Source organism: Streptomyces sp. NPDC091292 (assembly GCF_044757265.1).
Classification (GTDB): Bacteria; Actinomycetota; Actinomycetes; order Streptomycetales; family Streptomycetaceae; genus Streptomyces.
This window is the reverse complement of record NZ_JBIVUQ010000001.1, coordinates 1361399-1373955: the sequence shown is the minus strand read 5'-3', so window position 1 is coordinate 1373955 and position 12557 is coordinate 1361399. Positions and strand designations below refer to the sequence as shown.

The window sequence follows — 12557 nt, the reverse complement described above, 5'->3', positions numbered from 1 at the left end:
CATGGACGAGCAACGGGCGGGCCGTCTGGTCGCGGCACTGCGGGCGCGGAACGTGATGGCGCACGTGGTCGACGCGGGGGTCTACGAGTTCGGCGTACGGGTGGTCCTGGACGAGGACCTGGAGGCCCTCTGGGACATCGACGGGGCGGCGGGACTGGACGCGGAGGTCGTCAGCGAGGGCACCCTGGTCGGCTTCGTCCCGCACATCCCCGGCTCGGAGGACTTCACGGACGACCAGATGGTGGAGGCGATAGCCCGAACGGACTACTCAACAGAGGGCCTACACCCCCCAACAGACACCCCACCCAAGACAAACCAACAACCCCCCACCCCCCGCAGATCCCACTGGCTACACCGCTCATAGCCAACGGCACACACACAAGGGGCGCGGGGAACTGCGCAAAACCCCAGCCCCGCACGGCCCGCACTGCACAACGATCCGCACCCCCCGACAAGGGGCGCGGGGAACTGCGCAAAACCCATCCAACGGCTACCTCACAGGATGCCCAGCCTCCCGCAACACCCTCTTCACATCCCCAATCCGCAAATCCCCAAAATGAAAAACAGAGGCAGCAAGCACCGCATCAGCGCCGCAGGCAACCGCGGGCGCAAAATCCGCGAGGCGCCCCGCACCGCCGGACGCGATGACCGGAACGGAAACATGCTTGCGAACCGCCGCGATCATCTCCAGGTCGTACCCGTCCTTGGTCCCATCGGCGTCCATCGAGTTGAGCAGAATCTCCCCGGCCCCCAACTCGGCGGCCCGGTGCGCCCACTCCACGGCATCGATGCCCGTACCCTCACGCCCTCCGTGCGTCGTCACCTCGAACGTCCCGGCAGGGGTCCGGCGGGCGTCCACGGACAGCACGAGGACCTGCCGCCCGAATCGCTCCGCGATCTCCCGGATCAGCTCGGGCCGCGCGATAGCCGCGGTGTTGACGCCGACCTTGTCCGCGCCGGCCCGCAGCAGCTTGTCCACGTCGTCGGCGGTCCGTACGCCACCGCCGACGGTGAGCGGGATGAAGACCTGCTCGGCGGTCCGGCGCACCACGTCATAGGTGGTCTCGCGGTTGCCGGACGAGGCGGTGATGTCGAGGAAGGTGAGTTCGTCGGCGCCCTCGGCGTCGTACACCTTGGCCATCTCGACGGGGTCGCCCGCGTCGCGCAGGTTCTGGAAGTTGACGCCCTTGACGACCCGGCCGTTGTCCACGTCCAGGCAGGGGATGACCCGGACGGCCAGGGTCATGTCACCCTTCGTCATCGGCTCTCCTCCGCCGTGTCTCCGGCGGGGGCTCCCCGGAAGGCTTCGATCTCCACTTCGACCAGGATGCGCGGGTCGACGAAGCCGGTCACGACGACGAGGGTCGCCGCGGGGCGGACCGCGCCGAACAGCTCCAGATGCGCGCGGCCCACCGCGTCCACGTCCCGTACATGCGTGAGGTACATCCGCGTACGGATCACGGAGTCGGCACCGAGGCCGAACTCGCCGATCGCCGCGAGGGCGTTGGCGAAGGCGACCTTGGCCTGCTCGTAGGGGTCGCCCTCGCCGTGCAGCACGGGACCCCGGAACGAGGTGGTGCCGGCGACCAGGACCCGGTCGCCCGCCGCGACGGCGCGCGCGAAGCCGATGGAGTCCTCCCACGGGGACCCGTTCTGCACCCGCCGGACGGCCTCGGTCATGACGCGACCGCCTTCAGCGCCTCTTCCAGCGTGAACGCCTTGGCGTACAGCGCCTTGCCGACGATGGAGCCCTCGACGCCCTGCGGGACCAGTTCGGCGATGGCGCGCAGGTCGTCGAGCGAGGAGACGCCGCCGGAGGCGACGACCGGGCGGTCCGTGGCCGCGCAGACACTGCGCAGCAGGTCCAGGTTGGGGCCCTGGAGGGTGCCGTCCTTGGCGATGTCGGTGACGACATAGCGGGCGCAGCCCTCGGAGTTGAGGCGCTCCAGCGTCTCGTACAGATCGCCGCCGTCGCGGGTCCAGCCCCTGCCGCGCAGCGTGGTGCCGCGTACGTCGAGGCCGACGGCGATCTGGTCGCCGTGCTCGGCGATGACCTTGGCGACCCAGTCGGGGGTCTCCAGGGCCGCCGTGCCGAGGTTGACGCGGGTGCAGCCGGTGGCGAGGGCGGCGGCGAGCGAGGCGTCGTCGCGGATGCCGCCGGACAGTTCGACCTTGATGTCCATGGCCCGGGTGACCTCGGCGATCAGCTCCCGGTTGTCGCCGGTGCCGAACGCGGCGTCCAGGTCGACCAGGTGCAGCCACTCGGCGCCCGACCGCTGCCACGCGAGGGCCGCCTCCAGCGGGGAGCCGTACGAGGTCTCCGTACCGGACTCGCCGTGCACCAGGCGGACGGCCTGGCCGTCGCGGACGTCTACGGCGGGGAGGAGTTCTAGCGTCTGAGCCATGATCAGAGGGTCTCGATCCAGTTGGTGAGGAGCTGGGCGCCGGCGTCACCGGACTTCTCGGGGTGGAACTGGGTGGCCCACAGGGCGCCGTTCTCGACGGCCGCGACGAAGGGATCGCCGTGGGTTGCCCAGGTGACCAGCGGGGCGCGTATCGCCGGGTTCGTCGTCTCCAGGGTCCAGTCGTGGACCGCGTAGGAGTGCACGAAGTAGTAGCGGGCGTCCGTGTCGAGGCCCGCGAAGAGCCGTGAATCCGCGGGGGGTACGACGGTGTTCCAGCCCATGTGGGGCACGATCTCGGCCTTCAGGGGCGTGACGGTGCCGGGCCATTCGTCCAGGCCCGCCGCCTCGACGCCGTGCTCGATGCCGCGCGCGAAGAGGATCTGCATACCGACGCAGATGCCGAGGACGGGCCGGCCGCCGGAGAGCCGACGGTCGATGATCCAGTCGCCGCGCGCGCCGAGCAGGCCCTTCATACAGGCGGCGAACGCGCCGACGCCGGGCACGAGGAGTCCGTCGGCGTTCATGGCCTTGTCGAAGTCGCGGGTGATCTCGACGTCGGCGCCCACGCGCGCGAGGGCGCGTTCGGCGGAGCGCACGTTCCCGAAGCCGTAGTCGAAGACGACCACCTTCTTGGGCGAGGTGCTCATCGGCGGCCTCCTCAGTTCCAGTAGTCGAGCCGCAGCACACCGGCGACCAGGCACATGCCGGCGCCGATGGACAGCAGGGTGATCAGGGACCGGGGCATCCCCTGCTTGAAGAAGGAGATGATCCCGCCGACGAGGAAGAGCCCGACGACGATGAGGACGGTGGCGAGTCCGTTCATGGGATTACAGCGCGCCCTTCGTGGAGGGGAGGATGCCGACGGCGCGCGGGTCGCGCTCACTCGCGTACCGCAGGGCGCGGGCCAGGGCCTTGAACTGGCACTCCACGATGTGGTGGGCGTTGCGCCCGTACGGCACGTGGACGTGCAGCGCGATCTGCGCCTGCGCGACGAAGGACTCCAGGATGTGCCGGGTCATCGTCGTGTCGTACGCGCCGATCATCGGCGCCATGTTCTCGGGCTCGGTGTGCACGAGGTAGGGCCGCCCGGAGAGGTCGACGGTGACCTGGGCGAGCGACTCGTCCAGCGGGACCGTGCAGTTGCCGAAGCGGTAGATGCCGACCTTGTCGCCGAGCGCCTGCTTGAAGGCGGCGCCGAGCGCGAGTGCGGTGTCCTCGATGGTGTGGTGCGAGTCGATGTGCAGATCGCCCTCGGTCTTCACCGTGAGGTCGAACAGGCCGTGCCGGCCGAGCTGGTCGAGCATGTGGTCGTAGAAACCGACCCCGGTCGACACCTCGACCTTGCCGGTGCCGTCCAGGTCGATCTCGACCAGGACGGAGGTCTCCTTGGTGGTGCGTTCGGTTCGGCCGACGCGGTTCATGCGCTCTGCTCCTTCTTCAGTTCACGTACCGCGTCGAGGAACGCGTCGTTCTCGTCGGGGGTTCCCGCGGAGACCCGCAGCCACCCCGGTACGCCGTTGTCCCGGACCAGGACGCCCCGGTCGAGGATGCTGCGCCAGGCCTCGTGCGCGCCGCCCTCGCCCTCGAAGCGGCCGAACTGCACGAAGTTGGCGTCGGACTCCACGACTTCGTAGCCGATGGCCCGCAGTTCGGTGACGAGCCGGTCCCGCTCGGTCTTCAGCTGCTCGACATAGCCGAGGAGCGTGTCGGTGTGCTCCAGGGCGGCCAGCGCAGTCGCCTGGGTGACGGCCGACAGGTGGTACGGCAGCCGGACGAGCTGCACGGCGTCCACGACGGCGGGGTCCGCGGCGAGATAGCCGAGGCGCAGCCCGGCCGCGCCGAACGCCTTCGACATGGTCCGCGAGACGACGAGATGCGGCCGTCCCTCGATGAGCGGCAGCAGCGAGTGGCCGTGGCTGAACTCGACGTACGCCTCGTCCACGATCACCATCGACGGCTTCGCGGCCTGCGCCGCCTCGTACAGCGCGAGGACCGTCTCGGGCGGAACGGCGTTGCCCGTGGGGTTGTTGGGGGTGGTGAGGAAGACGACGTCGGGCCGGTGCTCGGCGATGGCGCGCCCGGCCGCCTCGGTGTCGATCGTGAAGTCGGGGCGGCGCGGCCCGGAGATCCAGCCGGTGCCGGTGCCGCGCGCGATGAGGGCGTGCATGGAGTACGACGGTTCGAAGCCGATCGCCGTGCGTCCGGGGCCGCCGAAGGTCTGGAGGAGCTGCTGGATGACCTCGTTGGAGCCGTTGGCCGCCCAGACGTTCTCGCGGGTGACGGGGTGCCCGGCGGTGCGGGTGAGGTAGGCGGCGAGTTGGGTGCGCAGCTCCACCGCGTCCCGGTCGGGGTAGCGGTTGAGGTTCCGTGCGGCCTCACGGACCCGCTCGGCGATCCGCTCGACCAGCGGTTCGGGCAGCGGGTACGGGTTCTCGTTGGTGTTCAGCCGCACGGGGACGTCGAGCTGGGGCGCCCCGTAGGGCGACTTGCCGCGCAGCTCCTCGCGGACGGGGAGGTCGTCGATGCGTACGCCGGTCGCGTGGGGTACGCCAGTCTGGTGCACGTCGCTCACTTGCTCTCGGGAACCTTCCATCCGAACCTCGCCTTGACCGCCGCTCCGTGCGCGGGCAGGTCCTCCGCGTCCGCGAGCGTCACGACATGGTGGGCCACGTCGGCGAGCGCGTCGCGGGTGTAGTCCACGATGTGCAGGCCGCGCAGGAAGGACTGTACGGACAGGCCCGAGGAGTGGCAGGCGCAGCCCCCGGTCGGCAGGACGTGGTTGGAGCCCGCGCAGTAGTCGCCGAGCGAGACGGGCGAGAAGGGGCCGACGAAGATCGCGCCGGCGTTCTTGACGCGGTCGGCGACGGCGGCGGCGTCGGCGGTCTGGATCTCCAGGTGCTCGGCGCCGTAGGTGTCGACGACACGCAGGCCCTCGTCCACTCCGTCGACCAGGACGATCGCGGACTGGCGGCCCTCCAGGGCGGGCACGATCCGGTCCTCGACGTGCTTGGTCGCGGCGATCTGCGGTTCCAGCTCCTTGGCGACCGCGTCGGCCAGCTCGGCCGAGTCGGTGACGAGGACGGCGGCGGCGAGCGGGTCGTGCTCGGCCTGGCTGATCAGGTCGGCGGCGACGTGCACCGGGTCGGCGGTGTCGTCGGCGAGGATCGCGATCTCGGTGGGGCCCGCCTCGGTGTCGATGCCGATCCGGCCGGTGAAGTACCGCTTGGCGGCGGCGACCCAGATGTTGCCGGGGCCCGTGACCATGTTCGCCGGGGGGCAGGACTCGGTGCCGTACGCGAACATCGCGACGGCCTGGGCGCCTCCGGCCGCGTACACCTCGTCGACGCCGAGGAGGGCGCAGGCGGCGAGGATCGTGGGGTGCGGCAGCCCGCCGTACTCCTTCTGCGGCGGCGAGGCGAGCGCGATGGACGCGACGCCCGCCTCCTGCGCCGGGACCACGTTCATGATCACGGACGAGGGGTAGACGGACCGGCCGCCCGGCGCGTACAGGCCGACGCGCTCGACGGGGACCCACTTCTCGGTGACCGTGCCGCCCGGGACGACCTGGGTGGTGTGCGGGGCGCGGCGCTGGGCGCGGTGCACGGTCCGGGCGCGGCGCACGGACTCCTCCAGGCTCGCGCGGACCGCCGGGTCGAGCCGGTCCAGCGCGTCAGTCAGCGCGGCGGCCGGCACCCGGACGTGGTCGAGCTGGACGCCGTCGAACTTCTGCGCGTACTCGATGAGCGCCGCGTCGCCGCGATGATGCACGTCCTCGCAGATGGGCCGGACCTTCTCCAGGGCGGCTTCCACGTCGAACTCGGCACGGGGCAGCAGATCGCGGAGCGCTCCGCCCTCGGGGAGGGCGTCGCCGCGCAGATCGATTCGGGCCAGGGAAAGAGAGTGCACGAGCCCAATTCTCGCAGACCGGCCGAGATCGCCGGGCGCCCGTATCAGTGGCTGATACACCACCCCTCGGACCCCATGGACGCACTCAGCGTGAAACCATCCTCACCTTTCGTGTTCGGACAGTGACTGAGCGGGCATCCCGACTATGGCGAACCCGTGAGTAGGTGAGTCACGCGGGGCGCGGACAGCACGGGGAGCCACGGGGAGCACGCACAGCAACAAACGATCAACGACGACGAACAACGGGGACAACACGGAGAGTCACGGAGCGCACGGAGAGGGCGAGTGTGGTGATCGACGGCACCGGGATCGGCATCGGGGACCCGCCGGACGGGCTCACCGCCACCGAGATCGGCATGTGGCAGGCGTTCCGCAACGGCAGTGTGTACGACCTGCGCAGAGGTGACCCGGCGGCCGACGACCCGCACGGCGGCCTCCCCTGGGGTCCCGAGCGGACAGTGCGGGCGCGCGTGATGTGCATGCTCCTCCTGGACGGACCGCCACCGCTGTCCGGCCGCGTCGCGTCCCTGAAGCTGACGGGCCTGCGCATCACGGACGTGCTGGACCTGGCGGGCGGACAGATCGTGCCGTATGTCGAGCTGAAGTGGTGCCGCTTCGACCACGAGGTGCTGCTGCCTGAGGCCCGGTTCACCACGCTGCGCCTTGTCGACTGCTCCGTGCCGCGCCTGGAGGCGGCCCGGGTGCACACCGAGGGCGACCTCCATCTGCCGCGCTGCCGCTTCCGCCACGGCATCCGCCTCACCGACGCGCACATCACCACGGACCTGCTGCTCAACCAGGCCGTGGTGCACGGCGACCGGCGCGGCAAGGCGCTCATGGGCGACGGAATGAGCGTGGGCCAGGACCTCCAGGCCGAGCTGATGGAGGCGCACGGCGAGCTGAGCCTGCGCGGCGCCAAGGTCGGTGTCTCGCTCAGCCTGCGCGGCAGCCGGCTCAGCCATCCGTACGGCAGGCAGGCGCTCAACGCCCCGCAGCTGACCGTCGAGCGGTCCCTGTATCTGACCCCGGCGAGCGTCGGCGACCCGCTGTTCACCAGCGGCACGACGCCCGCGCGCGGGACGCTTGTGCAGCGGTTCGAGTGCCAGGGCGGGATCCGGCTCGACGACGGGCGGTTCGGGGACGCGCTCGACCTGACGCACGCCCGGTTCACCCTCAAGGACGACCAGGAGCTGTCGCTGCGCCGGGTGCAGACCCCGGAGCTGCGGTTTCTCGGCGAGCGGCCCCCGCACGGCCGGGTCGTCCTGTCGGGCGCCCGCGTGGTCAACCTGGTCGACAAGTCCACCAGCTGGCCGGGCCCCGGCAGCCTGCAGATGGGCGGCTTCAGCTACGAGAACCTGGTGCCGGTCGGCAGTTTCCCGCTCACCCGGCGCCTGGAGTGGATCGCGGCGGCGACCCCCGAGTACAGCCCGGAGCCGTACGAACGCCTCGCGGCCGTGCTGCGCGACAGCGGCGAGGACGCCGACGCGCGCGAGGTCCTGCTCGCGAAGCAGCGCCGCCGCCGCGAGACCCTGCCGCCCGCCGCGAAGCTCTGGGGGTACGCCCAGGACTGGACCGTCGCCTATGGGTACCGGCCGGGCCGGGCCGCCGTATGGATGGCGGTGCTCTGGGCGGTGTCCGCGATCGCGTTCTCGCACGCGGACCACCCCCCGGTGAGACCGGGCGAACACCCCGAGTGGAACGCGCCACTCTTCGCCCTGGACCTCCTGGTCCCGGTCATGAACCTGGGCCAGGACGGCTACTGGAGACTGACGGGCACCTGGCAGTGGGCGGCGACGGCGGTCATCATCCTGGGCTGGATCCTGGCGACGGCGGTGGCGGCGGGCGCGACGAGACTTCTCAGCAGGGGCTGACACCGGGGCTCACGGAGGCCGACGGGACGCCTGGGGCAGCCGCCCCGGATCCCGCCAGGCCCGGAGGCCATTAGGCTTGCCCGTCGTGACCACCGTCCGGCTCCCGCTGTTCCCGCTCAACTCGGTTCTGTTCCCGGGGCTCGTTCTCCCGCTGAACGTGTTCGAGGAGCGCTATCGCGCCATGATGCACACCCTGCTCAAGACTCCGGATGGGGAAGCGCGCCGGTTCGCCGTCGTCGCGATCCGCGACGGCCACGAGGTCGCGTCCACCGCTCCGGGGCTGCCCGACCAGACGGCCGTACCCGAGCGCGGCCCCACGGCCGGCTTCGGCGACGACCCGATGGCGGCGTTCCACACCGTCGGCTGCATCGCCGACGCGGCCACGCTGCGGGAGCGCGCCGACGGCGGCTTCGAGGTCCTGGCCACCGGCACGACCCGGGTGAAGCTCCTGTCGGTCGACGCCTCGGGCCCGTTCCTCACGGCCGAGTTGGAGGAGCTGCCCGAGGAGCCCGGGGACGAGGCGGGCGCCCTGGCCGAGGGCGTGCTGCGGGCGTTCCGCGCCTATCAGAAGCGCCTCGCGGGCGCCCGTGAGCGTTCGCTGTCGACCAGCGCGGACCTGCCGGACGAGCCGTCCGTGGTGTCGTACCTGGTCGCGGCGGCGGCCGTACTCGACACGCCCACGAAGCAGCGGCTGCTCCAGGCCCCGGACACGGCGTCACGCCTCCGCGACGAACTGACCCTGCTGCGCGCCGAGACGGCCGTGATCCGCAATCTGCCGTCCCTCCCCGCGATCGACCTGACCCGAGGCCCCACCAGCCTCAACTAGTCCCCACGAGAGTTCCGAGAGTTCCTTCACCCATGGCCAAGAAGTCCAAGAAGCAGCAGCAGTCCGGTGGTACGCCCGCCACGGTCGCCCTCACGGCGGCGGGTACGGACTTCACGGTCCACGCGTACGAGCACGACCCGGCGCACCCCTCGTACGGCGAGGAGGCGGCCGAGGCGATGGGGGTCTCTCCGGAGCGGGTGTTCAAGACGCTCGTCGCGGACGTGGACGGCGAGCTGACGGTGGCCGTGGTGCCGGTCGCCGGTTCGCTGGACCTGAAGGCGCTGGCGGCGGCGGTCGGCGGCAAGCGCGCCACGATGGCCGACCCGGCGGCGGCGGAACGGGTCACCGGCTATGTGCGCGGCGGTATCTCCCCGCTCGGTCAGCGCAAGAAGCTGCGGACGGTCCTGGACGAGTCGGCGGGGACGCATCCCACGATCTGTGTGTCGGCGGGCCGCCGGGGCCTCGAAGTCGAGCTGACCCCGGGCGACTTGGCGGCCCTCACGGACGCGGTACTCGCCCCGGTGGGACGCGGCTGACGCACGCCCCTGACCGCCGCGCGACCCCTCGACGGCGACGCCGTCTTCGGTTAAGTACCGAGGACATGTCGAAGAGGACGCGGAAGCGCAAGTGGCGGATCAGGAAACGCCGGGCGAACCATGGACGGCGCCCGGCCTGAGAACGTGAGCACGGCCCCGTCGCGTACCCGCGCTACGGCTGATCGCGTGGCGGTCGCGCGTCGCGCGGGGGCGGCTGCTTCCCGTAGGGCCCGACCGGCGGCGCGGGGGGACGGCCGTCCTGGGGGCCGTAGGTGAAGGGGTGCGGGCCCTGCGGAACGTACGGGCTGGGGTACGGGTACGGATCGGGGTCGCGCGGTCCGAACAGGCCCGTCAGACCGAGGTGCACCAGAAGGGCGGCGACCGGCCAGGCGAGCAGGGCGCCCTTCGCCTTGAGTTCCAGCGGGGCGTCGAAGGTGATGCCCTTGCCGACCTCCTTGGCGTGCGCCACGACGTCCTGCGTGGGACCCAGCCAGACACCGAAGCGCCAGGCGACGACCGAGCCGAGCAGTCCGCCCAGCGCCAGCGCGGCGACCAGCGGGATCCCGCCGCGCCTGCGCACCAGGAACACCACCAGGGCGGTGACGGCGCCGAACCCCAGGCCGAGCAGGGTAAACGTTCCGTCGATGGCGATGGCCTGCTCGCCCTCGGTGTCCTTGAGGTACACGGCGTCGGCGGACGCGATCAGCGGCACGCGCGGGGACAGCCAGAGCCACAGGAGCCCGAGGAGGAGTCCGCCGACGGTGATCGCGAGGGTGATCACGGCGGCCTGCCGCAGTTCGGTCTTCATACCGGGGCCGTCCTCCTCGTACGCCGTAGGGGGTACCTGCCCACCGGTGTACGCGGCCCCCCAGGGCTGGTGCGGCGGCTGGTGGTGCGGCGGCGGAGTCAGCGGTGCGGTCACCCTGACATCGTGCCAGGCCCACCGCGCCCGCGCGTCACCGGACGGCTGCCCGGCGGTACGCCCAGGTGGCCGCCGCCAGGGAGACGACGCCGACGGCGGCACAGACCCCCAGGTCGACCGCGACGGCCGCCCAGTCCGGGTCGGGTCCGAAGGTACGGGCGAACGCCTCGACGCCGTAGGTCGAGGGCAGGAGGTCACGGGCGTACTGCACCGCGACGGGCAGCCGGTCGGCCGGCAGCACGCCGAGGAGCAGCGCCGCCGACATGCCCAACTGGCCGAGGAGCGTTGCCAGTTCGGGCCGGGGTGCGAGCAGGCCGAGGGCGGCGCCGAGCCCGGCGAGCGCGGCCCCCGCGAGCGGGACGACTGCGGCGAGGATCCACAGATGCGTGAGGGGCAGTTGGAAAAGAGCGCAGCCGACGACGGCGGTGGCGAGGGTGCCGGGCACCGTGAAGGAGGCGTACGCGGCGGCGGCGCCGAGGACGACGGCGGCCGGGGGGACCGGGAGCGTGGCGTAGTGGTCGAGGCCGCCGTCGGCGCGGAGCCTGCCGAAGTACTGGGCGAGCAGGTTCAGGGCGACGAAGGCGACGACCAGGACGCTCGATCCGGCGACCACGGCGCGCGCTTCTCCCCCGCCGTCGACGACGCCCCGCATCAGGACCATGATCCCGACGGACTGGAAGGTGGCGACGAACAGCAGCGGGATCCTGGCGACGCGGGCGCGGGAGAGCTGGGCGCGGTAGACGGCGGCGAGGGCCGGGCGGAGCCGGGTGCGGGGCGCGAGGGGCGCGGGGCCCTCCGGGGCGGCCGGGTGTCCGTGCTGCGTCCGGCGGGCACCGGACAGCGCCTCAGCGGGTACGACACTCACCGTGCGAGGCTCCTGTCTCTGCGAACGTCTGTGCGGCTGACCGTGTGACCGTTTGTGCGGCTGTCGCTGACTTCGCGGCTGCGGGTGGTCGAGGTGATCGAGGTGGTAGGGGTGGTCGGGATCACGCCTTCACCAACCCCTTGGCGGTGCTGTCGCTGCCGCCGAGCGCCAGGTAGACGTCCTCCAGGCTGGGGGTGGTCAGTGTGAAGTCGTCCAGGGCGGCGAAGGCGGCGCCGCCGGTGACGGCCGCGACGGCGGCGCGGGCCTCGTCGGGGGCGAGCCGCATGACCCAGCGGCGCCCCTCCTCGACGGCGGACGACCGCAGCGCGGCCACCTCCGGGATGTCCAGCGGCGCGCGCTCGCGCCAGACCAGGTCGACCCGTACCTCACCGGCGACCTGCTCCTTGAGCCCGGCCGGGGTGTCGCAGGCGATGACGCGGCCCCGGTCGAGTACGGCGACGCGGTCCAGTACGGTCTCGGCCTCGATGACGTTGTGCGTGACCAGCAGGACCGTGGTGCCGTGTTCGGCGCGGCGCCGGTCGACGGCGGCCCATACGGCGCGGCGGGCGACCGGGTCCATCGCGGTGGTGGGCTCGTCCAGGACGAGCAGCGACCGCTCGCCGACGAGGGTCGCGGCGACGCAGGCGAGGCGGCGCTGTCCGCCCGAAAGCTTGCTGAGGGGGCGCCCGGCGAGCGGGGTGAGGGCGAGTTCGTCCAGGACGGTGTCCCGTGCCCTGCGCGCCGCCCGGAGGTCGAGCCCCCGCAGCCGCGCGGTGGTCTCGGCGGCGAGCGAGACGGTCAGCTCGTCAAGGGCGCTGGACTCCTGCCCGAGGTAGGCGAGGATGCGGGCGGCCCGGTCGGGGTGGCGGACGATGTCGTGGCCGAGGATCTCGACGCTGCCGGAGTCCGGCCGCATCAGACCGGTCAACTGGCGTACGAGGGTGGACTTGCCGGCGCCGTTGGGGCCGAGCAGGCCGAAGATCTCGCCCCGGCGGATGTCGAGCCGTACACCGTCGTTGGCCCGCACCTCGGGCGCCGCGGGTGTGCCGCGCCGGCCACGGGTGGCCGGGTAGGTCTTCACCAGATCGCGCACCGCGCACACCACATCGCCGTCTTGTCCCGGATGTGCGGTGCGCGTACTCACGGGCAGAGAGCCTACGGGGTCCCGCCGCCCCGGTAGGGCTCCGGGGTCGGCGTCACCCTCCTACCGCTGGGGACACCGGCTG

At 71.9% G+C, this 12557-nt stretch carries 15 protein-coding genes; 4 read left to right on the top strand and 11 right to left on the bottom strand.

From position 1 onward, the window contains the following. The first annotated feature begins 1 nt into the window (after window position 1). Entirely contained in the window at window positions 2-364 is a 363-nt protein-coding gene (locus ACIQNU_RS06700) for a hypothetical protein (protein ID WP_401361597.1), read from the top strand. Window positions 365-490: 126 nt separating this feature from the next. Here the strand turns inward: ACIQNU_RS06700 and hisF are convergent, their stop codons facing one another. Genes hisF through hisD form a run of 8 tightly spaced genes read right to left on the bottom strand, consistent with a single transcriptional unit; the run spans window position 491 to window position 6311 of the window. Then, window positions 491-1246: an imidazole glycerol phosphate synthase subunit HisF gene (gene hisF, locus ACIQNU_RS06695; RefSeq protein ID WP_401362500.1), complete on the bottom strand. Its 756-nt coding sequence runs from the start codon at window positions 1244-1246 to the stop codon at window positions 491-493. A gap of 11 nt (window positions 1247-1257) precedes the next feature. Next, a complete protein-coding gene (locus tag ACIQNU_RS06690) occupies window positions 1258-1680 on the bottom strand; it encodes a RidA family protein (RefSeq protein WP_401361595.1) in 423 nt (140 codons plus the stop codon). Next, window positions 1677-2405 carry a bifunctional 1-(5-phosphoribosyl)-5-((5-phosphoribosylamino)methylideneamino)imidazole-4-carboxamide isomerase/phosphoribosylanthranilate isomerase PriA gene (gene priA, locus ACIQNU_RS06685; protein WP_401361593.1) on the bottom strand — a complete coding sequence of 243 codons (729 nt, stop codon included), beginning with the start codon at window positions 2403-2405 and terminating at the stop codon, window positions 1677-1679. Before priA ends, ACIQNU_RS06690 begins: the two co-directional genes overlap by 4 nt. A 2-nt stretch (window positions 2406-2407) precedes the next feature. Continuing rightward, complete coding sequence (hisH, locus tag ACIQNU_RS06680; protein ID WP_401361591.1) at window positions 2408-3052, bottom strand: imidazole glycerol phosphate synthase subunit HisH; 645 nt, start codon at window positions 3050-3052, stop codon at window positions 2408-2410. An 11-nt stretch (window positions 3053-3063) separates the two neighbouring features. Further along, window positions 3064-3228, bottom strand: a complete 165-nt coding sequence (locus ACIQNU_RS06675) for a hypothetical protein (RefSeq protein ID WP_389891622.1) — start codon at window positions 3226-3228, stop codon at window positions 3064-3066. Window positions 3229-3232: 4 nt separating this feature from the next. Beyond that, window positions 3233-3826, bottom strand: coding sequence for an imidazoleglycerol-phosphate dehydratase HisB (gene hisB / locus ACIQNU_RS06670; protein WP_401361589.1), 594 nt, complete (start codon window positions 3824-3826; stop codon window positions 3233-3235). Beyond that, on the bottom strand, window positions 3823-4968 hold the full coding sequence (locus ACIQNU_RS06665) for a histidinol-phosphate transaminase (protein ID WP_401362496.1): 1146 nt from the start codon (window positions 4966-4968) through the stop codon (window positions 3823-3825). Before ACIQNU_RS06665 ends, hisB begins: the two co-directional genes overlap by 4 nt. A gap of 5 nt (window positions 4969-4973) precedes the next feature. Then, window positions 4974-6311 carry a histidinol dehydrogenase gene (hisD, locus tag ACIQNU_RS06660; protein ID WP_401361587.1) on the bottom strand — a complete coding sequence of 446 codons (1338 nt, stop codon included), beginning with the start codon at window positions 6309-6311 and terminating at the stop codon, window positions 4974-4976. Window positions 6312-6601: 290 nt separating this feature from the next. Between hisD and ACIQNU_RS06655 the strand changes: the two genes are divergently transcribed. From ACIQNU_RS06655 to ybaK, 3 genes are all read left to right on the top strand, one after another. Continuing rightward, window positions 6602-8182: an oxidoreductase gene (locus ACIQNU_RS06655; RefSeq protein WP_401362494.1), complete on the top strand. Its 1581-nt coding sequence runs from the start codon at window positions 6602-6604 to the stop codon at window positions 8180-8182. 85 nt (window positions 8183-8267) lie between these two features. Beyond that, on the top strand, window positions 8268-9008 hold the full coding sequence (locus tag ACIQNU_RS06650) for an LON peptidase substrate-binding domain-containing protein (protein WP_401361585.1): 741 nt from the start codon (window positions 8268-8270) through the stop codon (window positions 9006-9008). Between the two features lie 32 nt (window positions 9009-9040). Next, window positions 9041-9544, top strand: coding sequence for a Cys-tRNA(Pro) deacylase (gene ybaK / locus ACIQNU_RS06645; RefSeq protein WP_401361583.1), 504 nt, complete (start codon window positions 9041-9043; stop codon window positions 9542-9544). A gap of 172 nt (window positions 9545-9716) precedes the next feature. Here ybaK and ACIQNU_RS06640 read toward each other — a convergent pair whose 3' ends face one another. From ACIQNU_RS06640 to ACIQNU_RS06630, 3 genes are all read right to left on the bottom strand, one after another. Further along, on the bottom strand, window positions 9717-10466 hold the full coding sequence (locus ACIQNU_RS06640; protein WP_401361581.1) for an AAA family ATPase: 750 nt from the start codon (window positions 10464-10466) through the stop codon (window positions 9717-9719). 34 nt (window positions 10467-10500) lie between these two features. After that, entirely contained in the window at window positions 10501-11331 is an 831-nt protein-coding gene (locus ACIQNU_RS06635; protein ID WP_401361579.1) for an ABC transporter permease, read from the bottom strand. 121 nt (window positions 11332-11452) lie between these two features. Continuing rightward, a complete protein-coding gene (locus ACIQNU_RS06630; RefSeq protein WP_401361577.1) occupies window positions 11453-12475 on the bottom strand; it encodes an ABC transporter ATP-binding protein in 1023 nt (340 codons plus the stop codon). Between the last annotated feature and the right edge of the window lie 82 nt (window positions 12476-12557).

Excerpts from the sequence above, each read along its gene's own strand:
- hisB (WP_401361589.1), bottom strand. The coding sequence starts at position 3,826 with ATGAACCGCGTCGGCCGAACCGAACGCACCACCAAGGAGACCTCCGTC.
- ACIQNU_RS06700 (WP_401361597.1), top strand. The coding sequence starts at position 2 with ATGGACGAGCAACGGGCGGGCCGTCTGGTCGCGGCACTGCGGGCGCGG.
- hisF (WP_401362500.1), bottom strand. The coding sequence starts at position 1,246 with ATGACCCTGGCCGTCCGGGTCATCCCCTGCCTGGACGTGGACAACGGC.
- priA (WP_401361593.1), bottom strand. The coding sequence starts at position 2,405 with ATGGCTCAGACGCTAGAACTCCTCCCCGCCGTAGACGTCCGCGACGGC.
- ACIQNU_RS06690 (WP_401361595.1), bottom strand. The coding sequence starts at position 1,680 with ATGACCGAGGCCGTCCGGCGGGTGCAGAACGGGTCCCCGTGGGAGGAC.
- hisH (WP_401361591.1), bottom strand. The coding sequence starts at position 3,052 with ATGAGCACCTCGCCCAAGAAGGTGGTCGTCTTCGACTACGGCTTCGGG.
- ACIQNU_RS06675 (WP_389891622.1), bottom strand. The coding sequence starts at position 3,228 with ATGAACGGACTCGCCACCGTCCTCATCGTCGTCGGGCTCTTCCTCGTC.
- ybaK (WP_401361583.1), top strand. The coding sequence starts at position 9,041 with ATGGCCAAGAAGTCCAAGAAGCAGCAGCAGTCCGGTGGTACGCCCGCC.